Source organism: Bifidobacterium sp. ESL0825, assembly GCF_052606465.1.
This window is the reverse complement of record NZ_CP199589.1, coordinates 559,149-585,930: the sequence shown is the minus strand read 5'-3', so window position 1 is coordinate 585,930 and position 26,782 is coordinate 559,149. Positions and strand designations below refer to the sequence as shown.

The 26,782-nt window shown below is 64.1% G+C and carries 18 protein-coding genes; 15 read left to right on the top strand and 3 right to left on the bottom strand.

Annotated features, from left to right (window positions below; genetic code table 11):
• Positions 1-94 precede the first annotated feature (94 nt).
• The 10 genes from gltB to metF all read left to right on the top strand — a co-directional run bounded on the left by gltB (position 95) and on the right by metF (position 16,579).
• Positions 95-4,669 carry a glutamate synthase large subunit gene (gene gltB, locus ACUIAG_RS02570; protein WP_445340063.1) on the top strand — a complete coding sequence of 1,525 codons (4,575 nt, stop codon included), beginning with the start codon at positions 95-97 and terminating at the stop codon, positions 4,667-4,669.
• Between the two features lies 1 nt (position 4,670).
• Complete coding sequence (locus ACUIAG_RS02565) at positions 4,671-6,218, top strand: glutamate synthase subunit beta (protein WP_445340062.1); 1,548 nt, start codon at positions 4,671-4,673, stop codon at positions 6,216-6,218.
• A 45-nt stretch (positions 6,219-6,263) separates the two neighbouring features.
• Positions 6,264-6,716: a hypothetical protein gene (locus tag ACUIAG_RS02560; protein WP_029678776.1), complete on the top strand. Its 453-nt coding sequence runs from the start codon at positions 6,264-6,266 to the stop codon at positions 6,714-6,716.
• Between the two features lie 2 nt (positions 6,717-6,718).
• Entirely contained in the window at positions 6,719-7,558 is an 840-nt protein-coding gene (locus ACUIAG_RS02555) for an ABC transporter ATP-binding protein (RefSeq protein ID WP_313836736.1), read from the top strand.
• 141 nt (positions 7,559-7,699) lie between these two features.
• A complete protein-coding gene (locus tag ACUIAG_RS02550) occupies positions 7,700-9,463 on the top strand; it encodes an ABC transporter ATP-binding protein (protein ID WP_445340061.1) in 1,764 nt (587 codons plus the stop codon).
• 12 nt (positions 9,464-9,475) lie between these two features.
• Entirely contained in the window at positions 9,476-11,410 is a 1,935-nt protein-coding gene (locus ACUIAG_RS02545; RefSeq protein WP_445340060.1) for an ABC transporter ATP-binding protein, read from the top strand.
• 6 nt (positions 11,411-11,416) lie between these two features.
• Positions 11,417-12,550: a tRNA (adenine-N1)-methyltransferase gene (locus tag ACUIAG_RS02540; RefSeq protein ID WP_445340059.1), complete on the top strand. Its 1,134-nt coding sequence runs from the start codon at positions 11,417-11,419 to the stop codon at positions 12,548-12,550.
• 80 nt (positions 12,551-12,630) lie between these two features.
• Entirely contained in the window at positions 12,631-13,191 is a 561-nt protein-coding gene (locus tag ACUIAG_RS02535) for a SixA phosphatase family protein (RefSeq protein WP_445340058.1), read from the top strand.
• A 177-nt stretch (positions 13,192-13,368) separates the two neighbouring features.
• Positions 13,369-15,705 (top strand): 5-methyltetrahydropteroyltriglutamate--homocysteine S-methyltransferase, encoded by a 2,337-nt coding sequence (gene metE, locus ACUIAG_RS02530; protein ID WP_445340057.1) that lies wholly within the window; start codon positions 13,369-13,371, stop codon positions 15,703-15,705.
• On the top strand, positions 15,698-16,579 hold the full coding sequence (gene metF, locus ACUIAG_RS02525; protein ID WP_306220884.1) for a methylenetetrahydrofolate reductase [NAD(P)H]: 882 nt from the start codon (positions 15,698-15,700) through the stop codon (positions 16,577-16,579). The genes metE and metF overlap by 8 nt, the downstream gene beginning before the upstream one ends.
• A 58-nt stretch (positions 16,580-16,637) precedes the next feature.
• On the opposite strand, the gene ACUIAG_RS02520 is transcribed toward metF, so the two are convergent.
• From ACUIAG_RS02520 to ACUIAG_RS02510, 3 genes are read right to left on the bottom strand one after another with little or no spacing between them, the layout of a single operon-like run.
• On the bottom strand, positions 16,638-16,958 hold the full coding sequence (locus tag ACUIAG_RS02520; protein WP_445340056.1) for a hypothetical protein: 321 nt from the start codon (positions 16,956-16,958) through the stop codon (positions 16,638-16,640).
• Between the two features lie 16 nt (positions 16,959-16,974).
• Positions 16,975-17,793, bottom strand: coding sequence for an ATP-binding cassette domain-containing protein (locus tag ACUIAG_RS02515; protein ID WP_445340055.1), 819 nt, complete (start codon positions 17,791-17,793; stop codon positions 16,975-16,977).
• A gap of 36 nt (positions 17,794-17,829) precedes the next feature.
• On the bottom strand, positions 17,830-19,023 hold the full coding sequence (locus tag ACUIAG_RS02510) for an ROK family transcriptional regulator (RefSeq protein WP_313836544.1): 1,194 nt from the start codon (positions 19,021-19,023) through the stop codon (positions 17,830-17,832).
• A gap of 236 nt (positions 19,024-19,259) precedes the next feature.
• On the opposite strand from ACUIAG_RS02510, the gene ACUIAG_RS02505 reads away from it, so the two are divergent.
• The 5 genes from ACUIAG_RS02505 (at position 19,260) to ACUIAG_RS02485 (ending at position 26,732) form a co-directional block, all read left to right on the top strand.
• The gene (locus tag ACUIAG_RS02505; RefSeq protein ID WP_045924497.1) at positions 19,260-20,414 is read left to right on the top strand and encodes a substrate-binding domain-containing protein; all 1,155 of its coding nucleotides are present in this window, start codon (positions 19,260-19,262) and stop codon (positions 20,412-20,414) included.
• Positions 20,415-20,491: 77 nt separating this feature from the next.
• Positions 20,492-22,048, top strand: coding sequence for an ATP-binding cassette domain-containing protein (locus tag ACUIAG_RS02500; RefSeq protein ID WP_313836542.1), 1,557 nt, complete (start codon positions 20,492-20,494; stop codon positions 22,046-22,048).
• Positions 22,045-23,280 (top strand): multiple monosaccharide ABC transporter permease, encoded by a 1,236-nt coding sequence (gene mmsB, locus ACUIAG_RS02495; RefSeq protein ID WP_313839076.1) that lies wholly within the window; start codon positions 22,045-22,047, stop codon positions 23,278-23,280. The genes ACUIAG_RS02500 and mmsB overlap by 4 nt, the downstream gene beginning before the upstream one ends.
• An 85-nt stretch (positions 23,281-23,365) precedes the next feature.
• Positions 23,366-23,566, top strand: coding sequence for a hypothetical protein (locus ACUIAG_RS02490; protein ID WP_024627988.1), 201 nt, complete (start codon positions 23,366-23,368; stop codon positions 23,564-23,566).
• 85 nt (positions 23,567-23,651) lie between these two features.
• Positions 23,652-26,732 (top strand): bifunctional [glutamine synthetase] adenylyltransferase/[glutamine synthetase]-adenylyl-L-tyrosine phosphorylase, encoded by a 3,081-nt coding sequence (locus tag ACUIAG_RS02485; protein ID WP_445340054.1) that lies wholly within the window; start codon positions 23,652-23,654, stop codon positions 26,730-26,732.
• The last annotated feature ends 50 nt before the right edge of the window (positions 26,733-26,782 follow it).

Here is a 26,782-nt window from a genome sequence, read left to right as displayed (position 1 = left end):
TGTGGATGCATTATTCTGTTGATTCACCATTGACAAGGCTCCTCAAGGGTGGAGCATGCCGGCCCCGCCCCCGTCCACGAATGAGGTGATTGCGGTGTCATTCACGGCCCCTCTCGATCTGCATGTCCACGGCCCGCAAGGGCTCTACGACCCTGATACGGAACACGATGCCTGCGGTTTCGGCATGGTGGCCACCCTGAACCGACGGGATGAAAGACTGATCGTCGAGCAGGGCATCCGCGTCCTGGTCAACCTGGACCACCGAGGGGCCGTGGGAGCCGAGCCCAACACCGGCGACGGGGCTGGAATCATGCTCTCCATGCCTGACGAGTTCATGCGCACCCGGGTCTGCCGGGATCTGCCCGAAGCCGGCCACTATCTGGCGGGCATGGCCTTCCTGGACAGGGACCCGGCTCAGGCTGCCAGCCAGGAGGAGGCCATAGCATCGATCGCCGGCCAGGAGGGGCTGCGCGTCCTGGCCTGGCGGTCAGTGCCCACCGATCCTGACGGACTGGGTCTGCAGGCTCTGGCCTCCATGCCTCGCTTCCTCATGCCCATCATGTGCGACGCCGGGCCGGATAGCCGCGGAGGACTGGATCTGGAGCGGCTGGGCTACCGGGTCCGCAAGCGGGCCGAGCACGAGCTGGGCGTCTACTTCGCCTCCCTGTCCTGCCGGACCATCACCTACAAGGGCATGCTGACCACCAAGCAGCTGCAGGGCTTCTTCCCCGATCTGGGTGACCCGGTCTTGAAGGCCCGCCTGGCCATCGTCCACTCCCGCTTCTCCACCAACACCTTCCCCTCCTGGCCGCTGGCCCAGCCCTTCAGGATGATCGCCCACAACGGGGAGATCAACACCATCCAGGGCAACCGCAACTGGATGTCGGCCCGCGAGGGAAAGCTGAGCTCGGAACTGCTGGGCGACATGGCCCCGCTGCTGCCGGTCAACACCCCTGGAGCCTCGGACTCGGGCACCTTCGACGAGACCCTGGAGCTGCTCCACCTGGCAGGACGGTCCCTGCCCCACGCCGTCTCCATGATGATGCCTCCGGCCTGGCAGCAGGATCCGGACATGGATCCCGACCTGAAGGCCTTCTACCAATACAACGACGCCCTGATCGAGCCCTGGGACGGCCCGGCGGCCATCGTCTTCACCGACGGGACCCTGGTGGGCGCCCAGCTGGACCGCAATGGTCTGCGCCCGGGCCGCTGGCAGCTGACCGATGACGGCCACCTGGTCCTGGCCTCGGAGGCCGGCGTCCTTGAGGATACGCCCCAGGAGTCCATCGTCGCCAAGGGCAGGCTGGAGCCGGGACGCATGTTCCTGGCTGATACCAAAGCGGGCCGGATAGTGCCCGACAGCGAGATCAAGCACCAACTGGCGGGTCTGCACCCCTACCGGAAGTGGATTTCGGAGCGGACCGTCCGCCTGGATGACCTGCCCGAGCGCGAGCATGTCAACTACTCGCGCATCTCGGTCCACCGGCGGCAGCAGGCCTTCGGCTACACCCGGGAGGACCTGACCATGCTGCTGGGGCCCATGGCTGAAACCGGCAGCGAGCCCATCGGCTCCATGGGCAATGACGCGCCCATCGCCGTGCTCTCGCGCCGCTCGCGCATGCTCTTCGACTACTTCACCCAGAAGTTCGCCCAGGTCACCAACCCGCCCCTGGACTGGGAGCGCGAGGAGCTGGTGACCAGCATCGCCTCGGCCATCGGGCCCGAGCCCAACCTTTTGGAGGACACCCCCGAGCACGCCTGGAAGATCCACATCGACCTGCCCGTGGTGGACTCTGTCCAGATGGCCCAGATCAAGCGACTGGACCGGGCGCCGATCCTGGAAGGCCGCTTCCGCCCCCGTCTGATCCGCGGCCTCTACCAGGTTGCCGGGGGCGGCAAGGCCCTTGAGGAGCGTCTGGAAGCCATCGAAAGAGAGGTGGATCAGGCCATCGAGGAGGGCTGCAATGTCCTTGTCCTCTCTGACCGGGACTCCAACCACATCTGGGGGCCCATACCCTCCCTGCTGCTGACCGGGGCCGTCCAGCACCACCTGCTCCGTCGGCACACCCGCACCCAGGTCTCCCTGGCAGTGGAGGCCGGCGACGTGCGCGAGGTCCACCATGTGGCCCTGCTGATCGCCTACGGCGCCGCCTGCGTCAACCCCTACCTGGCTCTGGAATCTGTGGAGAACCTGGCCAACAGTGGCGACCTGCACGTGGATGCGAAAAAGGCCTCCGCCAACCTGGTCCGGGCCCTGAGCACCGGGGTCCTGAAAATCATGAGCAAGATGGGTGTGAGCACCATCATGTCCTACCGTGGCTCCCAGCTCTTCGAGGCCGTCGGACTGAGCCGTGAGGTCATCGACCGCTGGTTCACCGGCACCACCTCCCTGGTGGGGGGCATAGGCCTGGACGAGATAGCCGCCGAGGTGGCCCAGCGCCATCGGGTGGCCTACCCCATTGAGTGGACCGCCGGATCCGGGCATGACCTGGAGACAGGCGGCAACTACCACTGGCGGCGCACCGGCGAGGACCACCTGAACGACCCCGAATCCATCTTCCTGCTCCAGCAGTCCACCAAGCGAGGGGACTACGGGCTGTTCCGGGCCTACAACGACCATGTGAACGCGGCGGCCAAGCAGGGCATGACCCTGCGCGGCCTCATGGAGCTGCACTCCGACAGAGCGCCCATACCGCTGGACCAGGTGGAGCCCGCCGAGTCCATCGTCACCCGCTTCTCCACCGGCGCCATGAGCTACGGATCCATCTCCCAGGAGGCCCATGAGACCATGGCCCTGGCCATGAATCGGCTCGGCGCCCGGTCCAACTCGGGCGAGGGGGGCGAGTCGCCGGACCGGATTGCAGACCCTGCCAGGACCAGCCGCATCAAGCAGGTGGCCTCGGCCCGGTTCGGGGTGACCAGCGACTACCTGGTCTCGGCCACCGACCTGCAGATCAAGCTGGCCCAGGGAGCCAAGCCGGGGGAGGGCGGCCACCTTCCCGGCGCCAAGGTCCCGCCCTGGATCGCCCAGGTCAGGCGTTCCACACCCGGTGTCGAGCTCATCTCGCCTCCGCCCCACCACGACATCTACTCCATCGAGGACTTGAAGCAGCTGATCCACGACCTGAAGATGGCCAACCCCAGGGCCCGCATCCACGTCAAGCTGGTCTCCGAGCACGGGGTGGGAACCGTGGCCGCGGGCGTGGCCAAGTGTCATGCCGATGTGGTCCTCATCTCGGGCCAGGACGGCGGCACGGGGGCGGCGCCGCTCAACGCCATCAAGCACGCGGGCACCCCCTGGGAGCTGGGCCTGGCCGAGACCCAGCAGACCCTGGTCATGAACGATCTGCGCTCGCGGATCGTGGTCCAGTGCGACGGGGAGCTCAAGACCGGCCGCGACGTGGTCGTAGCCGCCCTGTTGGGGGCCGAGGAGTTCGGCTTCGCCACCACGGCGCTGCAGGTGGAGGGCTGCGTCATGATGCGGGCCTGCCACAAGAACACCTGCCCCCAGGGCATAGCCACCCAGGATCCGGAGCTGCGCTCGCGCTTCACCGGCCGGCCCGAGGACCTGGTCAACTTCTTCATGTTCATGGCCCGTCAGGTGCGGGAGATCCTGGCCTCCCTGGGATTCGCCAGCCTGGAGGAGGCGGTCGGCCACGTGGAGTGCCTGCGCCGGGACCCCTCCGTGCGCACCTGGAAGAGCCAGGGCATCGACCTGGATGCCATCCTGCGCAAGCCTGGCCCCACCCCGGGCACGGTGCTGCACCACACGCAGGCCCAGGATCACGAACTGGACAAGTCCCTGGATGTGGACCTGATCAACCAGGCCGTCGACGCCCTGGACGAGGGCCGGCCGGTGGCCATCAAGACAACCGTGCGCAATGTCAACCGGAGCGTGGGTACCATGCTGGGCTACAGAATCACCCGCCAATACGGAGCCGCCGGCCTGCCTGTGGACACCGTGGACATCACGTTGACAGGTTCTGCCGGTCAATCCCTGGGTGCATTCATCCCCAGGGGCGAGACCATCCGGGTGATCGGCGAGGCCAACGACTATGTAGGCAAGGGCCTGTCCGGCGGCCGTCTGATCCTCCAGCCTGCCCAAGGCGTCAGGTTTGATCCGCATCAGACCGTCATCTGCGGCAACGTGGCTGGATTCGGCGCCACCTCGGGCGACATGTTCGTGGCCGGCAGGGCCGGGGAGCGCTTCGCCGTACGCAACGGGGGCGGCCGTTTCGTGGTCGAGGGCTTGGGCGACCACGGTTGCGAGTACATGACAGGCGGCCTGGTGGTGGTTCTGGGTCCCACAGGGCGCAACTTCGGCGCCGGCTTCTCGGGAGGGGATGCCTACCTGCTGGACATGGACACCTCCCGGCTCAATCCGCAAGCCTGGAATGACGGCTCCCTGCTGGCCTTGGAGCCTGACCAGGACCAGGCGGCCATGCTCAAGGAATTGATAGCGGAGCATGTCCGGCTGACCGGGTCAAAGGCTGCGGCCGGGCTGCTGGAGGACTGGCCGAGCGCGCTGGCCCGGTTCACCCATCTGGTTCCCTGTCGTTATCTGGCCATGAAGAAGGCCATGGAAGAGGCCGAACGCGAGCAGGTGGACTTCAACGAGCCCGGCGTCTGGGACGCCACCTACGCCCAGGTCATGGAAGGAGCGCACTGATATGGTCGACCCCAAGGGATTCCTCAAGGTACGCACCCGGCACGAGCTGGCCGAGCGCCCGGTAGCCGAACGACTGAAGGACTGGCGGGACGTGCACCAGACCACTGGCCCTGGTCCCTGGACCGCCGAGCAGGCCGCCCGCTGCATGGACTGCGGCACCCCCTTCTGCATGACCGGCTGCCCCCTGGGCAACCTGATCCCCGAGTTCAACGACCTGCTGTCCCGAGGCCGCTGGGAGGAGGCTTACGAGCGGCTGAGCCTGACCAACAACTTCCCGGAGTTCACCGGACGGATCTGTCCGGCTCCCTGCGAGTCCTCCTGCGTGCTCTCCATCCACCAGCCGGCCACCACCATCAAGCTGGACGAGCAGACCATCATCGACCAGGCCTGGTCCCTGGGCCTGGTCAAGCCCAGGCCGCCCCAGCGGCTGACTGACATGACCGTGGCCGTGGTCGGGTCGGGTCCTGCAGGGCTGGCCTGCGCCCAGCAGCTGACCCGGGCCGGGCACACGGTGGTGGTCTATGAGCGCGCCGATGCCATAGGCGGACTCCTGCGCTACGGCATCCCAGCCTTCAAGCTGGAGAAATCCCTGCTGGACCGTCGGCTGGAGCAGATGGAGGCCGAGGGGACCCGATTCCGCACCGGCGTCGAGGTGGGCCGGGACCTGGGCTGGGACCAGCTGCGGGCCCGCTATGACGCCCTGGTGGTGGCCATCGGTTCCACCGATCCCCGGCGGGTGGACCTTCCCGGCAGGGAGCTGAAGGGCATCCACTACGCCATGGACTTCCTGCCCGACCCCACCCGCAAACTGATGGGCCGCGAGCCCATCAATGACATCGATGCCGCCGGCAAGGACGTTATCATCATCGGCGGCGGCGACACAGGGTCGGACTGCCTGGGCACGGCCCTGCGAGAGGGTGCCAAGTCGGTCACCGTCCTCCAGATCCGACCCAAAGAGCCCTCGTCCAGGCCCGATAACCGGCCCTGGCCAACCTACGCCCGGCTCTACAATCCCACCTCTTCCATGGAGGAGGGCGGCCACTACGAGTACGCGGTGGACAGCCTGGAATACCTGGGCGACGGCTCCGATGACCGGATCAACCTGGACCGGACCAGCGCCCCCACTGGCTTCGACCGGGACCATGAGGGACGGGTGCGCGGCGTTCGCGTGGTGGATGTCAGCCGTGACGACCAGGACCGAATCATCCCCCACCCCGACACCGAGCGGGTTCTGCCTGCCGACCTGGTGCTGATCAGCATTGGCTTTGCCCATCCGGAGACGGCCACCCTGACCGGACAGACCGGCCTAGGGCTGGACCCGCGCGGCAACGTGGCACGGAATGCCGACTACGCCACCGAACGTGACGGCATCTTCGTGTGCGGTGATGCCGGACGCGGCCAATCCCTGGTGGTCTGGGCCCTGGCCGAGGGCCGTTCCTGCGCGGCGGCCGTGGACCGGTATCTGACTGGCGCCACTGAATTGCCCGCCCCCATCCGAGCCGATGAGCGCGCCATGGCCCTGCCTGCGGCCGACAAGCGCCCACGCTAATATGAAAAGGTATGGTGCCGATCGAAGGGATGGAGGCAGTGGGATATGACCAACCGCGCTGAACGTAGGGCGCAGGCCAAGCGGAGCCGCCGTGGCGGCAGCGACGACCGGAGGATGACGGCCAAGGGCAGGGCCGGAGTGATGGACGAACGGGCCTTGCAGGAACGCTCCCGCCGGCTGGAGGCTGGCCAGGGCGCCGAGTGGAAGCCCACCGGGCATACCGATGACCTGGTGCAGAAGGACTCCGTGGATCCCAATGACCGCAATCCCCGTCTGCTCAGGGCTCCCAGCGGCGTGCGCCAGTGGCTGCGGATTCTGGTCTGGGCCCTGATCATCTGCTCCGGCCTGGCCTTCCTGGTCTGCATGTGGCTGCCCCACGTTCCCATCTGGGCCACCATCGCCATCGCGGCGGTCTTCTGCCTGGGCGTGCTGGGGCTTTTCCTGGTCGGCGGCAACCGGGACAATCCACGCCTGGACTCCTATGGAACGGCCCTGTGACCATGACCGAAAGCGTGGCAGAACAGCAGGCCGTGCTCATGCAGCACGTGGGATTCCGCCGTCAGGGCCGGGTCATACTGAACGATGTCAACCTTGAGGTGGGCCAGGGGCAGAAGTGGGTCCTCTTCGGACCCAACGGCGTGGGCAAATCCACCCTGGTGGCCATGATGAGCACCCGAGGCTTCCCCAGCACCGGCAGCGTGGAGATTCTGGGCAACCGGCTGGGCAAGGTGAACGTCTTCTCCTACCGGCATCGGATTGGTCTGGCCTCGGCTGGCCTGGCCAAGACCATCAGCCCCCAGGAGGATCCCTACGACGTGGTGCTGACAGCCTTCAGCGATACCACCGGACGCTGGAGGGAGACCTTCACGGCCAAGCAGGAAGAGGCCACCCTGGCCCTGATGGACCGGTTCGGCATCGCCTACCTCAAGGGCAAGCGCATGTACCGGCTCTCCGAGGGGGAGCGCGGCCGGGTGCTGATATGCCGGGCGCTGATGGCCAATCCCGACCTGCTCATCCTGGACGAGCCGACCACCGGACTGGATCTGGGCGGCCGGGAGCTGGTGCTCAGGGCCTTGAGCGACATCGGCAGGGAGGACAAGGACCGCACGGTCATCCTGGTCACCCACCGGCTTGAGGAGATTCCTCTGGGCTTCGATCGGATAGCCATGATGGGCCGGCGTCCTGCCGACACCGCAGACACCGGCGACCCGGATCCAGGCACCATCGTCTACCAGGGCCCCTTGGAGGGTGGACTGACCGGTCCGCGCCTGAGCGAGCTCTTCGGGCTGGATCTGACCGTGGTCCACCGTGACGGACGCTGGGGTGCCTTCGCCGTCTGAACGCACTGCTGCTGACCACCTTCTGACACGCCCATATCAGCTCAAGGAATAGCAAAGTCGTTCTCCAAGGCACGGGTATAGACTACAGTGGTTTGTCTGCCCGGGGACTGCGGCAGATCTGTATGCGTGAAGGATGTTGACGTGATCAAGATATGGACCCGCTACCTGAGGCCTTATTGGCTCCAGGCGGCCGTTCTGGTGCTCTTTCAGGTGGCGCAGACGGCCTTGAACCTCTACCTGCCCAACCTGCAGGCGGACATCATCGACAAGGGCGTGGCCGTAGGCGACCAGGATGCCATCTACAGGATCGGCTGGCAGATGATGGGGATCACCGCCCTCCAGATCGTGGCCAACGTGGTCGCCGTCTACTGCGCCACCCGGCTGGCCATGAGGATGGGCTACGAGCTGCGCAGGGACCTGTTCGCCTCGGTGGAGGGCTTCAGCCTCAACGAGATCGAGCGCTTCTCGGCCGGTTCCCTGATCACCCGCACCACCAACGATGTCCAGCAGATGCAGATGACCACCATGCAGACCCTGATGATCATCCTGCAGGCCCCTGTCATGCTGATCGGCGGGCTGATTCTGGCCCTGCGCCAGGACGGCCCCCTGACCTGGTCCCTGGCGGTCATCATCCCCCTGATTCTCCTGGTGGCCCTGGTGCTCATGGGCAGGATGGGCCCCCTGTTCACCCGCCTGCAGAACATGCTGGACTCCGTCAACCGCCTGGTCCGCGAGCAGATCTCCGGCGTGCGGGTCATCCGTGCCTTCGTCCGCGAGAAGACCGAGGCCGCCCGCTTCGACAAGGCCAACCGCGACGTCTACGGTGTCCTGATCTCCACCGGCCGGCTGATGAGCATGATGGTGCCGCTCATGTGGTTCCTGCTGAACATGTCCAACGTGGCCATCATGTGGTTCGGCGGCCGCCGCATCGACTCCGGAGCCATGCAGATCGGCGCCCTGCAGGCCTTCATCCAGTACCTGATGATCATCCTGTCAGGCCTGATGATGGCCGCCATGATGTCGGTCATGCTGCCCAGGGCCGCTGTGGCCGCCCGAAGGATCAACGAGGTCCTGGAGGCCACCAGCGAGATCGCCGCTCCCGAGCGTCCCTACCGCAACGAGCACCCTCAGGGGCTGCTGGAGTTCAAGCATGTGGACTTCAGCTATCCTGGCGCCCAGGACCCGGTCCTTTCGGATATCTCCTTCACTGCACGGCCGGGGACCACGACGGCCATCATCGGGGCCACGGGATCCGGCAAGTCCACCATCATCCGGCTGGCCAACCGCATGTTCGACGTCACCAACGGCCAGGTCCTGGTGGACGGGCACGATGTGCGCGAGTACGACCCCGACCAGCTGGCCCTGATCTTCGGGCCGGTCCCGCAGAAGGCCACCCTCTTCACCGGCACCATCCGCGACAACATGCACTACGGGGACCCCGATGCCGATGACGACCGCATCTGGCAGGCCCTGCACATCGCCCAGGCCGAGGACTTCGTCCGTGAAATCCCCGAGGGCCTTGATGCCCGCGTGGCCGAGGGCGGCACCAACTTCTCCGGCGGGCAGAAGCAGCGGCTCTGTATGGCCAGGGCCATTCTCCGCAACCCCCGCATCTACACCTTCGACGACTCCTTCTCCGCCTTGGACATGACCACCGACCGCGCCCTGCACGAGGCCCTGGTGCCGGTCACCCGCGAGGCCACCCAGATCGTCGTGGCCCAGCGGGCGGCATCCATCCGCGAGGCCGACCAGATTCTGGTCCTGGACCGGGGCCGAATCGTCGGCCGGGGCACCCACGACGAGCTCATGGAGGACTGCCCCACCTACCAGGAGATCGTCCAATCCCAGGGCGGGCAGGGTCCCGACGTGGAAGAGCTGAGCATTGACGAGGGGAGGGCCGAGTAGATGGCAAGGAACTTGAGCGCAAATACAGGCTCGAAGGCCGTAGGCGGCCGCCGCCACACCGTGGGCCGGCTGGTCCATTACCTGCTGGCCAGCCCCTGGAGGGTCATCGTCATGGTCCTCTCCGGCATGATCGCCGTGGCCATGATCGTCATCGGACCCAAGGTCATGGGCGAGGCCACCAACGTTCTTTTCGAGGGGCTGCTGGGTTCCATGCTGGTCAAGATGGGCGCCAAACCCGGCACCCCCAAGCAGGCTGTGGTCACCTACCTGCAGTCCCGCGGGCAGGACAAGTTCGCCCGGATGATCGACTCCATGAACGTCCAGGTGGGCGTGGGCATCGACTGGGGGCGCTTCGGCACCATCCTCATGTTCGTCATCGGCATCTACCTGATCTCCATCCTGGTCAGGCTGGTGCAGAACTTCCTGATGACCCGTCTGGTCTCAGACGCGGTCTACACCATGCGCAGGCAGATCGAGGACAAGCTGGACCGGCTGCCCCTGCAGTACTTCGACCGGACCCCGCGCGGCGAGGTCATGAGCCGGACAACCAACGACATCGACAACATCTCGGGCACCCTGCAGCAGATCCTGGGCGAGCTGCTCTTCTCGGTCTTCTCCATCATCGGCGCCTTCATCATGATGCTGACCATCTCGCCCCTGCTGACCCTGATCGCCTTCATCATCATCCCGGTCATGGCCCTGTGCGCGGGCGTCATCCTCAAGAAGACCCAGCCCCAGTTCACCAGGCAGTGGATACGCACCGGCCAGGTCAACAGCCACGTGGAGGAGATGTTCTCAGGCCACATGGTGGTCCGGGCATTCGGACACCAACACAAGGCTGAAGAGGAGTTCGAGGAGCGCAACCAGGAGCTCTACCAGGCCAGCTTCAAGGCCTCCTTCTTCTCGGCCCTGGTCACGCCCATGTCGACCTTCTTCGGCAACCTGAGCTTCGTGATCGTGGTCATCATCGGCGGCGTGCACGTGCTCAACGGCAGCATGAGCCTGGGCGGCCTGCAGGCCTTCACCCAGTACACCCGTCAGGCCTCCCAGCCCATCGGCCAGCTGGCCTCCATGGGCACCATGCTCCAGTCCTCCCTGGCCTCCTGCCGCAGGGTCTTCGACTTCCTGGACGAGGCCGAAGAGGTTCCGGACATCGAGCATCCCGACCATCTGGGCCAGGAGACCGGAGGCAAGGTCGAGGGCCACGTCCGCTTCGACCACGTCCGCTTCTCCTACGATCCGGCCGAGCCGCTGATCAAGGACCTGTCCATCGAGGCCAAGCCCGGGCAGACCATCGCCATCGTCGGGCCCACCGGCGCCGGCAAGACCACCCTGGTCAACCTGCTCATGCGCTTCTACGAGATCCAGGGCGGGCACATCACCATCGACGGCGTGGACACCTCCAGGGTGACCCGCCACGACCTGCGCAGCCACTTCGGCATGGTCCTGCAGGACACCTGGCTCTTCGACGGCACCGTCCGCGACAACCTGCTCTACGGGCTGGACGAGGGGCAGACCATCCCCGAGCAGACCATGATCGATGGCGCCAAGGCCACCCACGTGGACGAGTTCATCCGCAAGCTGCCCCAGGGCTACGACACCGTCCTCAATGAGGACAGCAGCGAGCTCAGCCAGGGCGAACGCCAGCTGATGACCATCTGCCGGGCCTTCCTGTCCGACCCCGATATCCTGATCCTGGACGAGGCCACATCCTCGGTGGATACCAGGACCGAACTGCTGGTCCAGCAGGCCATGAACACCCTGCGCAAGGGCAGAACCTCCTTCGTCATCGCGCACAGGCTGTCCACCATCCGCGATGCCGACCTGATCCTGGTGGTCAACCACGGCTCGGTGGTCGAGCAGGGCACCCACGACCAGCTGCTGGAGCGCGGAGGCGCCTATGCCTCCCTCTACAACTCCCAGTTCACCAAGGGCGAGGAGGACTGAGGGGGCATGAGCCTTAGACGCGGTCCGCTGAGCGTAGGGGAGCGGGTCCAGCTGACCGACCGGCGTGGCCGCAGGCTGACGGTCATGCTTGAACCTGGCGGCCTGACCCAGACCGACCACGGGCTCCTGCCGCACGAGGCCATGATTGGCCTGCCCGAGGGATCCGTGGTGGTGACCATATCGGCTGACAAGTGGCGGCGGATGCGTCACAAGCAGGATGCCGGCACTGCCACAGAAGCACCTGACAGGGCCAAGCCCTGGAAGTCCTCGCGAAGCATAGGAGGATGGGCCTTCACCGTCATGCGCCCCCGGCTGGAGGACTACATCCTCTCCATGCCACGCGGCGCCCAGATCATGTACCCCAAGGACGTGGCCAGGGTCATCCTCCTGGGCGACATCCGTCCAGGCATGAGGGTCCTGGAGTCGGGAGCCGGATCAGGGGCCATGAGCCTGGGTCTGCTGGATGCCATCGGCACGGAGGGGAAGCTGACCAGCATCGAGCGACGGGAGGAGTTCGCCCGGGTGGCCATGGGCAATGCCACCGTCTTCTTTGGACAGCGCCCTGCCCAGTGGGACCTGCGCACCGGCGACTTCGACACCCTTGCCGCCGACCTGCCCGAGGACGAATTCGACCGTATTGTTCTGGACATGCTGGACCCTTGGAACCGTCTGGAGCAGGCCTACCGGGTCATGGCCCCCGGCGGCGTGCTGACCGCCTATGTGACCACCACCACCCAGCTCAGCCGGCTGGCCGAGGCCCTGCGCGCCGACGGCCGGTGGACCGAGCCCGAGATCATGGAGAGCCTGGAGCGCTCCTGGAAGGCCGACGGTCTGGCGGTCCGACCCGAGCATGAGATGATCGGGCACACCGGCTTCCTCTTGACCAGCAGGGCCATGGCTTCCGGCCAGCAGGCTCTGCGCAAGCATATCCGGGCCACCAAGGACTACCAGACAGACGTGGATCAGGGCCGGGGGCCTGCCGAGACCAGCGGCTCCAATCGCGAGTCCGAGATGGATAACCTGGAGGATCTCGAGGATCTGGAGCTGCGCCGGATCTCCGATCGCAAGCTGCGCAAGGTGCTGCGTGACCTGGACCATCAGGTGCGAACTCTGCAAAGCGGACAGGATCAGGAAGACTGATCACCCATGACCGGCGTATCCACTGGGCTCTGTCATAATGGGAAGGGCGACTGATGAGATTGCCGGGAAAGGAAGCATGGATGGGTTTGCGAAAGGGTCTGAAGGCTGAGGATCTGCGGCGGTGCAGCCGAACCCTCATGCTCATGCGTCACGCCAAGACCGGACGCCAGGGGTCGCAGGGCGATCGCAGCCGCCAGCTGACCGACCGTGGCCAGAGACAGGCTCGGATCATGGGCCGTGGCTTGACCGCTTTGGGCCTGGTGCCTGACCGCATCATCTGCTCGGGCGCACCCCGGGCCCGTCAGACCCTGGACGGCATGCTCAAGCCCTTGGGGGATGGGCCGCGTGTCGATTACCGGGAATCCCTCTATGAATCCGGCATGCAGGCGGTCTTCGACGAGCTGGCGCAGACCGAGGATCGTGACCGCCGGGTCCTCATCCTGGGTCATGAGCCCACCATGTCTATCTGCTCACAATGGCTGGCCGAGGACAACTCCGATCCCGACCTTTTGGACCTGCTCAATCTTGGACTGCCCCCGGCCACTATGGTCGTGCTGGGGTCTGAGTGGCCATTGACCGACTGGGGAACCCACCAGGCCCGTTTGCTTGGCATTCTGGGCCCCCAGGACCTTGAAGACTGACCGGCGAACAAGGCGTAGATGATCTTCTATAGGCAGTCTTAGCGTCCAGTAATCCCGTTGCTGCCGTCCTGCCGTTATCGATTCAGGTTATGGCGACACCTTATTTGCACCAATTACCCGCCTCCTCCCGCCGCTGATAGGCTGACCAAAGACATCAGGACGAAACTGGGAGGTTTCATGGCAGCGATTACATCCGTGTCCGGATTCCCGCGCATCGGCGCGCACCGCGAACTCAAGAGGGCCATCGAGGGCTATTGGAAGGGCGAACGGAATCTGGACGAGGTCCGGCGCACGGCCGCCGATCTGCGGGCCAGACACTGGCAGCTTCAGCAGGAGGCCGGCGTCGACCTGATTCCCGTCAACGATTTCAGCTACTACGACCAGGTCTTGGATACATCCATCCTCCTGGGCGTCGTGCCCGAGCGCTATCGGAAGCTGGGCCTGGGCCCAGAGGACACCCTCTTCGCCATGGGCCGCGGCTACCAGGGGGAGCAGGGTGACGTGACCGCCCTGCCCATGAAGAAGTGGTTTACCACCAACTACCACTACCTGGTTCCCGAGATCGACCAGGACACCAAAATCGCCCTTGAGGGCGACAAGCCTTTCAAGGAGTTCCAGGAGGCGCGCAAGCAGGGCATCGCCGCCAAGCCGGTGCTGATCGGCCCCTACACCTTCCTCAAGCTGGCACGCGGCCCCCAGGGCGAGCTGCTGGATCCTGACCCGGCACTGGTCCAGGACCTGGCCAAGGCCTATGCGACCACACTGGAGCGGTTCATCGGCCTTGGCGCCGACTGGGTACAGCTGGACGAGCCCTATCTGGTCCTGGACAAGGAACCGGGCGACCAGGACCTGTTCGATACCCTCTATGGGCCCATTCTCAAGGCCCGCCAGAGCGGCCAGGGCAAGGTCCGTATCCTGCTCAACACCTACTTCGGCCATATTGGCGACTGCTATGCCCGGCTGGCTGACCTGGGCTTCGACGGCATCGGCCTGGATCTGGTCGAGGGCAGGGATGAGAACCTGGCGGCCCTCAAGGAGCATGGCGTGCCGGAGGGAACCGCCATCTTCGCCGGCCTGGTCAACGGCCGCAACATCTGGCGCAACGACTATGCAGTCAGCCTGGGCCTGCTGGATGCCCTGCACCAGGTGACCCCGCACGTGGTGGTGTCCACCGCATGCTCACTGCTGCACGTGCCCTATACCGTGGCCGACGAGGATGGGCTGGATGCCGACACCGTGCGGCCCCACTTCGCCTTCGCCCTGGAGAAGCTGGGCGAGCTGCACGACCTGGCCCAGCTGGCCGATGCCGACGAGGACCAGCGTCGCTCCAGCAAGGCCCTTGCCGACAACCAGAAGCTCTTCGACGGCAGCCGCGTCCAGCCCGACCCCCAGGTGCAGCAGCGCCTGGCCGGCCTTAAGGACGAGGACTTTGTGCGTACCCCGGCCCGGCCCGAACGCCAGAGGATCCAGGCCCAGGAGCTGGGTCTGCCCCTGCTGCCGACCACCACCATCGGCTCCTTCCCCCAGACCGCCGAGGTCCGCGCCGAGCGGGCCCGCCTGCGCAAGAAGGAGATCAGCCAGGAGGACTACGACGACTTCATCGCCCGCAAGATCGACCAGGTCATCGACCACCAGGAGCAGATCGGCCTGGATGTGCTGGTCCACGGCGAGTTCGAGCGCAACGACATGGTCGAGTACTTCGGCCAGAACCTCAAGGGCTACCTCTTCACCCGGAATGCCTGGGTCCAGTCCTACGGCACCCGCTGCGTCAAGCCTCCCATCGTCTGGGGGGACATCTCCCGCGCCAGGCCCATCACCGTGCGCTGGTCCTCATATGCCCAGTCCCGCACCAAGCATGTGGTCAAGGGTATGCTGACCGGTCCGGTGACCATTCTCAACTGGTCCTGGCCCCGCGAGGACATCGATCACAAGCAGCAGACCCGCCAGCTGGCCCTGGCCATCCGTGACGAGGTCCTGGACCTGGAGGCCGCGGGCATCCGCATCATCCAGATTGACGAGGCCGCCCTGCGCGAGAAGCTGCCGCTGCGGCGCTCCGACTGGCACAGCCGATACCTGGACTGGGCCATCCCCGCCTTCCGGCTGGTGCATTCCGGGGTCAAACCCACTACCCAAATTCACACCCACATGTGCTACTCGGAGTTCAACGACATCATCAAGGACATTGATGCCATGGACGCCGACGTGATCTCCTTCGAAGCCTCCCGCTCCGACCTGACCGTCCTGGATGCCATCCAGGAGGCCAGGTTCGAGACCGAGGCGGGTCCCGGAGTCTACGACATCCACTCGCCGCGCATCCCCTCCACCGAGGAGATCGTGGACCGGATCCACGCCATCCTGAAGAAGCTGGACGCGGCCAAGGTCTGGATCAACCCCGACTGCGGATTGAAGACCCGAGGCGACAAGGAGACCTGGCCCAGCCTGGAGCACATGGTGGCCGCCGCCCATCAGGTGCGTGCGGAACTATCGTCCAGTCAGGAGTCGGATCATGCATGAGCCTATCTTTTCCCTGGAGGTCTTTCCCCCCAAGCGCGATGCCCCGGTGGGCACCATCTATGACACCCTGGACGGTCTGGAAGGGCTGATGCCCGACTTCATCTCGGTGACCTACGGGACCGGCCGGCGCTCGGACCGTACAGCCACGGCCCGCATAGCCAAGACCATCCATACCGAGTACGGCATCCCTGCCGTGGCTCACTTGACCGCCCAGTATGCGGACCGCGAGGTGATCGACCAGGCCCTGGACATGTTCGATGATGCAGGGGTGGCAGCGGTGCTGGCCCTGCGCGGCGACAGCGTGGAGGGCCGCGAGCCCGCCGGAGTCTTCGACCATGCCAGCGACTTGGCCGCCTACATCCGCTCCCGTCGGCCCAACCTGTCGATATACGGGGCCTGTTATCCGGAGACCCATCCTGAGGCCGCCTCGCCCGAGGAGGACATTGAGAATCTGCGAATCAAGGTGGATTCCGGTGTGGATCATCTGGTCTCGCAGCTCTTCTACGACAACGCTGATTTTCTTGACTTCCTGGACCGGGCCCGGGCAGCCGGCATCCAAGTGCCCATCGAGGCCGGCATCATGCCCATCACCAACGAGGGCCAGGTCCGGCACATGAGCGAGGTCTGCCAGGCGCGGATCCCGGCGGCGGTTGAATCCATCCTGGAGCGCTGGGGCGACGACCGGGCCAGCCTGCGCGAGGCGGGCATCATCTACGCCTCACAGCAGATCGCCGACCTGGTGGCCCATGGGGTGGACGGCATCCACCTCTACTCCATGAACCACTCCGGCGTCACCAGGCGCATCTGGCACAACGTCCGCCACCTCTTCCATCAGGCGGGGGCCAAGGAGGAGCCGGTCAGCAGCCAAAAATAATTGCATAGGATCGGGGGAGGCCCCGCATCGATGACGGCAAAAGCGTGATCGCCAGCTTTCAGCGACGCTTTTGGCCCTGATTGTCGGTGCGGGGCCTCAGCCATGGCCAGACCTTGAGTGCAGCCCTGTTCAGCGGCGGTATCATGCCAATCAACAGACCGAGGATCATCCCTCCGATGGTCACCCAGGAGGCCAGGTCGCGCCCCAGCAGAATAAGGATCACCACCAGGCCGACCCCGATCAGGGATAGGACCTGTGTCCAGCGCTGCTGCGAATCGGTCAGTCGGTCGTTTTTCTTCGGCAGAAGTCCGTAGATCAGTCCCACCGCTAGCCCTATCAGGGCGCAGGCAATGGTCAGGAGGGTATCGGTCAGCTGCATTCTAGGGTTCCTTCGTTCATGATTGCTCGGGCAATATCTTTCTGGTGCCGCGCAGGGCGTGGACGCGGGCGTTGGCTCTGGCCATGGCATCCAGCTGCTCCTGGTTCTGTATGACATCTTCGGGATCAATGCCCGAAATCAAGGCTATTACAGTCTCATAAGATGTCTTGGCCGTAGGAAGGACTCCTACCAGCCGTCCCTGGCGCATGACTGCTATACGGTCGGAAACCGCGAAAACGTCCGGCAGATCGTGGCAGACCATGAGTATGCTGCGCCCCTCGGAACGCATGCGCTTGATGTAGTTGAGCACCTCTGCGGACTGCATGACTGACAAGGAGGCCGTCGGCTCGTCGAGCAGGATCAGCTCCGGATTGTCCAGCAGGGTCCTGGCGATCGATACAGTCTGTTTTTGCCCCAGGGAAAGGGTTGCCATGGGTTGTCCCACGCGGATGGGGGAGGACAGCGACTGGAGGACCTGACGGGTGCGCCGACGCATGGCTTCGTCATCACGCCGATGGTGACGATCGCGCAATTCCTTGCCCAGGAAGAGGTTGGAGGAGACATCCAGGTTGTCGCAGAAGTCCTGCCCCTGGAAAACGGCTGCAATGCCCAACTGATTGGCGACTCTGATCGAGGGAATGCTGGTCGGTCGGCCCTTCCAGAGCAAGGTACCCTGGTCGGGTCGGATCAAGCCGGACAGAATCCTGACCAGTGTGGACTTGCCTGCTCCATTGTCGCCTACGATGGCGAGCACTTCGTGTTGGCGGATATCCAGGTTGATATGTTTGAGGGCCTCAACGAACCCGAACCTGATGCAGAGGTCGTCCATCTGCATCAAGACAGCGGTTTTATGCAATCCAGGTCACCTCCTCTACGATGATCGACCTGCGGACTTGTTGGACACATCAATGTGTTCGTTGACGCTATCGACAGCCATCATAGCCGCCCCCAAAGCGGAACCGGTAATCGGATAGCGGGCAGGGAGCACCTCCATGGGAACCATGGCGTCAGGGAAAAGCATGCGCTGAAGGGTCTCCCGGAGGGGTTCCAGAAACACGTCTTCGGTTGTGCTCAGAATGCCTCCCAGAATCACCACCTCGGGATCCACGGCGTTGCACAGATCGGCTACTACATTGCCGATGCGGATGGCCGCGTCGCCCACAATCCGTCTGCAGCCCGGGTCCCCCTTGACGGCATTGCCCACCAGATCCTCCAGGGTCATGTTCCCATGGGTCACGCTCAGCAAGGAGACCAGACGGCTCTCGTCCACCACCGTATTCAGGCACCCGCGGTTGCCGCAGATGCAGATATCGCCCAAGGGATCCACCTGGACATGGCCTATTTCGCCTGCCAGCCCGGTGGTGCCCCGCCACACCTCGCCGTTGATGACGATTCCCGCACCCACACCGTCATTGGCGTGGATGTAAACGAAGTTTCGTCTGCCGACTGCCGCGCCCATTCTCAGCTCGGCCATGGCTGAGAAGTTGGCATCGTTGTCCACCTGGACCGGCACCTGGAAAGCCTCATGGAAGGTGCCTATCAGATCCTCCTTGTCCCAGCCTCGCAGGATGCCGGGAATGGCCAGCTGGTGAGTTCTGCAGTCCACTGGGGCCCCCATGGCCAGGCCCAGGCCGACAAGCTCATCCGATTGGGCGCCGATGGAAGTCAGCGTCTCCTTGATCAGGATCATGGCCCGTTCCAGGGTTGTGTCAGGCTTGTGCTGCCGTGGCAGCGCCATATCATGCTCTGCCAGGATGGCATGGCTGGCGTCGACAACTTCCAGCCGCATTTCGTGACGGCCGATGTAGAGCCCGACTCCGAGGCCCTTGCGGCGGGCCAGCATGACCAGGGTGGCGCGGCGGCCGTTTCTGGTGGTGGAGGATGTCTCCAGAAGTCCTTGCTCGCCCATCAGGCGTACCAGGTTGGAGACAGTTGCCGTTGAAAGCCCGGTATTTTCAGCCAATTCGATCTGGGTCATGGCACCGAATCTTCGGATCGTATCCAGCAGTAGGGCACGGTTGGCCTCACGCAGTGAGGACTGTGAACCGAACAATCGATGTGCCATAGGTTCCAGTGTAGCCAAGATCGTGGCTTGCCCCCGCCCAGTGCACCTTTTGCGCCGATGAAAGCCAAAAGTTCGAGGGAATTATTAAGTTCATGTACGAAACATATAAATAGATAATCAGCTTTGTTGAGTTGATAAAGTTAACGCAATTGGGTATGCTGACCACTGGGCCTGCAATGAAGGGGCCCAGGCAGACGGAGATGCCTGCCGGAGAATTCAAGGATGAAGGAGTCTTCATGAAGATGATGCAACGTGCCATGGCGGCTGTCATCGGCGTCGCCATGCTGACCGGACTGGGCGCTTGCGGAGGTTCACGTGCCTCCAGTTCCTCCCAGGAGGGAGGATCGATCGGCAAAGGCGCCACCATCGGCGTGTCCATGCCCACCAAGTCCGAGGAGCGTTGGAACAAGGACGGCAACAACCTCAAGAGCAAACTGGAGAAAGCAGGCTACAAGGTAGTGCTCTCCTTCGCGGATGACAAGCCCGCCCAGCAGAATGCCGACATCGAGAACATGGTCAACAAGGGCGCCAAGATCGTGGTGGTGGCTTCCAAGGACGGCACAGCTGTCGGGCCGGCTGTCGAGAAGGCCAAGGATGCCGGGGCCAAGGTCATCGCCTATGACCGGCTGATCATGAACACCAAGGCCGTTGACTACTATGCGACCTTCCAGCTTGAGCGCACCGGCGTGCTGGAGGCCAACTGGCTGATCGACCAGCTGGGGCTCAAAAACGGAGCCAAGGGTCCATTCAATATTGAGCTCTTTACCGGTTCTCCCGACGACAACAACGCCAAGTACTTCTTCAAGGGCGCCTGGGAGCTGCTGCAGCCCTACTTCAAGTCGGGCGTTCTGGTCAGTCCCTCCCAGCATGGCGGCGGTGTGACCAAGGACTTCAAGCTTTCAGACTGGCAGAAGATCTCCGTCCAGTCCTGGAAGACCGAGCAGGCCCAGAAGGACATGGAGTCCATTCTTGATTCGACCTACGCCCATGGCGAGCGGTTGGATGCAGTGCTGAGTCCTTATGACGGCATCAGCCAGGGAGTCATCAACGCCATCCAGTCCAAGAGGCCCGACATCCAGCCCAATACCGACAACTGGCCCAAGATCACCGGGCAGGACGCCATGGAGATCTCCGTGGCCAACATCTCCAAGGGGCTGCAGGGTCAGACCGTCTTCAAGGACGTCAACAAGCTGGCCCAGGCCGTCTACGACATGATCATCGAAATCGCCGAAGGCAAGAAGGTCACCGGCATCAACGGCACCTTTGACAACAACAGCATCAAGGTGCCCTCGAAGCTGCTGGATCCCAAGGCCATCACCAAGGACAACCTGACCGATCTGGTCAAGGCGAACTACCTGACCCAGGCACGATTCGATCAGCTGACCAAGTGAGGTTGGCATCACAGTCGCGCCGGACCGTCCCGCTTCCGGTCAAGGGGAGGGACGGTCGGCGCACAGGAGGTGAAAGCATGTCCGACGAGGACATCTTGTTGCGAATGCAGGGAATAACCAAGACCTTCGGTCCGGTAAAGGCTCTGTCCAATGTCGACATGGATGTGCGCAAGGGCGAAATCCATGCCATCTGCGGGGAAAACGGGGCCGGCAAGTCAACCCTGATGAATGTGCTGTCCGGGGTCTACCCTCATGGCAGCTATACCGGCGAAATCCTGTTCGACGGCAAGCCCTGCCGCTACCGGACCATCAATGATTCGGAGGACGACGGCATCGTCATCATCCACCAGGAGCTGGCGCTGAGCCCTTTCCTATCCATTGCCGAGAACATCTTCCTGGGCAATGAGCAGGCCCACAATGGCGTAATGGACTGGGACACGACGAGGGCCAAGGCCTCGCGTCTGTTGGAGCGTGTGGGGCTGGACGAGAAACCCGACACCAGGGTCATGGACCTTGGAGTGGGCAAGCAGCAGCTGGTGGAGATCGCCAAGGCGCTGTCCAAGCACGTCAGGCTGCTGATTCTGGATGAGCCCACAGCCGCCTTGAACGACGATGATTCCGATCATCTGCTGGATCTGGTCAGACAGCTGCGTGACCAGCAGGGAGTGACCAGCATCCTCATCACCCACAAGCTGGGCGAGGTGGGGCAGATTGCGGATGGGGTGACCATTCTACGGGATGGCTCCACGGTGGGCGGCATGCGAATCGACCAAGACCACCCGCTGGATCAGGATCTGCTCATCCAGAAGATGGTCGGCCGCGAGCTGACCAACCTCTATCCCGAGCACGTGCCGCACATCGGCAAGGAGGTGCTCAAGGTCAGCGATTGGACTGTCCACCACCCGCAGGATCCCTCCCGCACCGTGGTCGATCATGCCAATCTAGTAGTGCACCAGGGTGAGATCGTCGGACTGGCGGGACTCATGGGTGCGGGCCGCACCGAGATGGCCATGAGCATCTTCGGGCGATCCTATGGCAGCCACATCAGCGGCAGAATCGAGATGCATGGCCGTCGGGTCGAGCTGCCGAACGTCCAGTCGGCCATCGATTCGGGCCTGGCCTATGCCACTGAGGACCGCAAGGTCTTCGGACTCAATCTGCTGCAGAACATCAGGGAAAACGCCTCCTTGGCCTCGCTCAAGAAAATGAGCCGCCATGGGGTCATGAACGAGAACCTGGAGAGGGCACGGGTGGAGGAGTACCGCAAGGACTTCAACATCAAGTGCAGCAACATCGATGTGCCCGTCTCCACCCTTTCCGGCGGCAACCAGCAAAAGGTCGTGCTGGCCAAGTGGGTGATCTCGGATCCTGATGTGCTCATCCTGGACGAGCCTACCCGAGGCATTGATGTGGGAGCCAAATACGAGATCTACGAGATCATCGACCGGCTGGTCGACCAGGGCAAGGCTGTGGTGGTCATCTCCTCTGAATTGCCCGAGCTGATCGGCATCTGTGACCGGATTTATACGGTCAGCCAGGGGGTCATCACCAACGACGTGGAGCGCCGGGACTTCTCGCAGGAATATCTGATGAAGGGCATGACCCAGGAAAAGAAGGGAGTGGCAGCCAGATGAGCTCGCCCAACAGCAAAAAGAGCACCGCCCAGGCGGTGGAACAAGAACAGGCAGGACCTGGCATTCTGGCCTCCCTGGCCAGCAACGCCCGGCAGTATGGCATCGTCGGCGCTCTGGTGGTCATCGTGGTCGTCTTCGAAATACTGACCAAGGGGGTGCTGCTCAAACCCAACAGCTTCGTCTCGCTGATCCAGCAGAACGCCTACGTGATCATCCTGGCCATCGGCATGGTCATGGTCATTATCGCCACCCACATTGATTTGTCGGTGGGCTCGCTGGTGGCCTTCATCGGAGGCGTGTGCGCCATCCTCATGGAACATATGGGGGTCAATTGGATCGTGGCCATCGGCCTGTCCCTGATCGTAGGTCTGCTGATCGGCATCTGGCAGGGTTTCTGGGTCGCCGTCATCGGCATTCCAGGATTTATCACCACCCTGGCCGGCATGCTGATCTTCCGTGGTCTGGCCACAGTCATCGTCGGCGAGTCCGTGCCTATCACCTCCGCACAGTTCAGGGGGATCGCCCGTGACTACCTGCCCAACATTCTGGGATGGTGGGGCCCCTTCGACGGTCTGACCGTGGTGCTGGGCCTGATCTGCATCCTGGCATACGCCTGGTCGCAGATTGCCCGCCGCCGCAAGACCCTGGCTGTAGGTCTGGTTCCTGAGCCCAAGGCCTTGATGACCGGCAAGATCATCGTGGCCGCAGTCGTCATCCTCTTCGTGACCTACCTGCTGGCCTCCTCCGGCAATGAGAACCAGGGCGGAACGCCCATAATGCTGGTCATCGTGGCCGTATTGGTCTTGATTTACAACTTCATCCTCACCAGGACCGTCTTCGGCCGGCATGTATACGCAGTGGGCGGCAACCGCAAGGCTGCCGTGCTCTCGGGCATCAACGCCAAACGGGTGGACTTCACGCTATTCGTCCACATGGGCTTCCTGTCCGCTGTGGCAGCCATCTGCATGCTTTCACGACTGGCCTCGGCCACCGCCCAGGCTGGTATGGAGTTCGAAATGGACGCTATCGCATCCTGCTTCATCGGCGGCACGGCTGTCACCGGCGGCATCGGCACCATTCCCGGGGCGGTCGTCGGAGCCTTCGTCATGGGTGTGATCAACCAGGGACTGTCCATCATGGGCGTGGACACGGCCATCGTCAAGACCATCAAGGGGCTGGTGCTCCTGCTGGCCGTGGCTATCGACGTCATGTCCAAGCGCCGCAAGAGCTAACCAATCATCGGCATGAGGGATGGGCACTTGCCGTCCCTCATGCCGATCAACCATCTTTGGAACATCGGTAAAAAGGAGCACAATCGTGCGTATCACCGGCAAGGCTCGTTCTCGGATGTATGGCCTGACTGCTGCAGCCTGCGCCATCTGGCTGGTCCAATCCCTGGCTGAGGCTGTGCGGGACGGCAGCCTGCTGACATGGCCCACACTGATCTTCTCCGTGTGCTTAGCCGTCGTCACTGTATACTGCGCTGTCTGCGCCTTTCGGGAGGGCCGCAAGGGCTGACGACCCGTCACCCCTATAATGCCTGTACCGGCTCCGCAGACATCAGAGTCGTCGCGGAGCCTTAAGCAAAGGCAGGGGATGAGTCATGGAAGATCCGGCGCAACCGACCACTTCGACCCTGATCCACCTTGGGCTGCACGACCTGGACAAGGCCCGGGTCCGGCTGGATCGGCTTGCCCGCCTGGTGGACGACCAGGCTCTGGCGCAAACCCTGGTCCAGAGCCTCGACCAGGCCTGTGATCCGGACGAAGCCCTTGCGGGGCTGATACGAATTCTGGAGCAGTATCCGCAAGGAGTCCGGCCGGGCTTTCTTTCCGGATCCCCGCAGGAAAACCAAGAGGCCACCCAGTCGCTGATCAGGGTGTTGGGGGCCTCGGAGGCCATGGGCCGACTGATGCGCTCGCGGCCGGAACTGGCAGAGGCAGCCGCCCTCGACCCCGACCACCTGGCTGACTGTTCGGCGGAAACCAGGCAGAGGCGGGTCCTTGACGCCTTGGACAAGGTGGAGAAGAATTCAGAATCCTCGCCTTCACTGGCCGCGTATGCCGATGCACTGCGGTTCGAATACCGGCTGCAGCTGGCTGCAGTCATGGCCCGAGACCTGGCAGCTGAGGATCCTCTGGAGCTGGAGCCAGCAATCAGCAGGGCCCTGTCAGACATGGCCGATGCCGCACTCCAAGGGGCCCTGAGCATTGCCTGCCGTCAGGTCCCCAATGCGGATTCATGCCGTCTGACCGTCATTGGCATGGGCAAGCTGGGCGCTCAGGAGCTCAACTACGTGTCCGATGTGGATCTCATGTACTTGGTGGAGCCGGCTTCGGGGGCGGACCCGAATGGGACTGATCTTATTGCCGTCGGCACTGCCATGGCCGTCCTCCTGCAGCGGGTCTGCCAGGCGGTCATTCCCGGATCGACCGAGCCGCCGCTATGGAAGGTCGATACCGCCCTGCGGCCCGAGGGACGTGACGGCCCCCTGGTGCGCCGTCTGGCCTCTTACGCCGACTACTATGCCCAGTGGGCTGAGAACTGGGAATTCCAGGCTCTGCTCAAGGCCCGTCCTGTCGCTGGCGACAAGGCCCTGGGACAGGACTATTCGGCCATGGTCGAGCCCCTGGTCTGGGGTGCCTGTCAGCGTCCCAACTTCGTCTACGACTGCCAGCGGATGCGCCAGCGTGTGGAGCGGCTGATACCCGAGGACCGCAAGGAGCGCGAAATCAAGCTGGGCCAGGGCGGACTGCGGGATGTGGAATTCACCGTCCAGATGCTCCAGCTGGTCCATGGCTCCAGCGACCCGGATCTGCGTTGTCCAGCCACCCTGGATGCCCTGCAGGCCCTGTCCCGCGGCGGCTACATTTCACGCAAGCACGGCGACCAGCTGGACCATGACTATCGCTTCGAGCGGGTCATGGAGCATCGCCTGCAGATGTGGCAGCTGCGCCGCACCCACCTCTTCCCGAAAATCACCCGTTCAGGCACACTCGGCCAGCGGCCGCCTAGCCTGGAGGAGCTGGAGAGCAACCGCGATCTGAGGCGGCTGGCCCGGGCCTTCGGTCTGCACGCCGACCAGATGCTGGCCCAATACCAGGCCACCAGAATCGAGGTCCGCAACCTTCACCAGGCCATCTATTTCCGTCCCATGCTGCCCATCAACGCCCAGGTGGACGAGGACGAGGTCAGCCTGCGCCCCCAGGCGGCCCGCGCCAGGTTCGCCTCCATCGGCTTCGCCGACCCCGATGCAGCCATTCGCCACGTCACAGCCCTGACCACAGGGGTCACCCGATCGGCGCGCATCAACCGCATTCTCATGCCCGCCGTCCTCCAGTGGCTGGGGGAGGGGCAGGATCCGGACATGGGACTCCTGGGCTGGCGAACCCTTGAGGAGCACTTCGGCGGCAAGAGCACCTATCTGGGCTTCCTGCGGGACTCCACCTCGGCCGCCCGCCGCCTCTGCCATGTCCTGTCCAATTCACGTTATTTGTCCGGCGCCCTGGCCCGGTCCGTCCAGTCGGTGACCTGGCTGGGCCATGACCAGGACATGATCCCCCGTGATCGGGCCACTCTGGACAAGCGCGCCGCAGCCTATCGAACCAGGCATTCGGACTCGCTGGAGGAGTTCGCCACAGCCGTCCGGGCCATGCGCCGACAGGAAATCGAGCGGATCGGGCTGGGCTGGATGAGCGGGGTGGACGATCAGCAGGCCTGCCTGGCGGGCATGTCCGATGTCTACGATGCGGCCATCAATGCCGCCCTGGACTGGGCCGTGGACCACCGTTCGGAACAGGCTGGCGCGCCAGCCGATCTGGCCGCGATCAGCATGGGTCGCTACGGGGGCAGGGAGGTCAACTTCAACTCGGACGCCGACATCATGCTGGTCTACCGTCCGGCATCAGGCGCCGACCAGGACCAGGCGGCCGAATTCGCACGTGGAGTGACCGCCGACCTGCGGGCCGTCCTGGCTGGACCAGCCAGCCTGGAGCCCGGCATCGACCTGGACTTCGACCTGCGCCCCGAAGGACGTCAGGGGCCTCTGGTGCGTTCCCTGGACTCCTACCAGCGCTACTACCGCGACTGGTCGGAGACCTGGGAACATCAGGCCCTGATCCGGGCCAGGTTCGCAGCTGGGGACGCCGGCTTGGCCAAGGACTTCCTGGAGGGCATAGCCAATCCGCTCCGCTACCCTCAGCAGCCGCCCGACGAGGAGGAGCTGGGGCAGATCCGCCGTCTCAAGGCCCGGATGGAGGCAGAGCGGCTGCCGCGCGGCGTGCGTCGGGACCGGCATCTGAAGCTGGGCCGGGGAGGGCTGTCTGACGTGGAATGGACGGTTCAGCTCCTCCAGCTGCGTCATGCCCACGATCTGCCTGAGCTGCAGGTCACCGGGACGCTGACCGCCCTGGATGCCCTGGAGGCTGCGGGACTTATCAAGGCCAAGGATGCCAAGGCCCTGCGCAGCAGCTGGGTGCTCTGCACAGCAGCCCGCAACGCCAACTTCCTCTGGTCCGGAAGGGTATCCCAGTCGGACATCCTGCCTGACGACGGGCAGGTTCTGGGAGGCATTGCGGTCTGCCTGGGCTACCCGGCCCACCGGGGCCAGCGCTTTGTCAACGAGCTGCTGGCGGCCATGCGCCGCTGCAGGCAGGTCATGGAACGGCTCTTCTACGGCGGCTGACCCTGGGTCCATCCGGGGTCGTATGCTTGTTCAGGTCACATAAGGTGGCC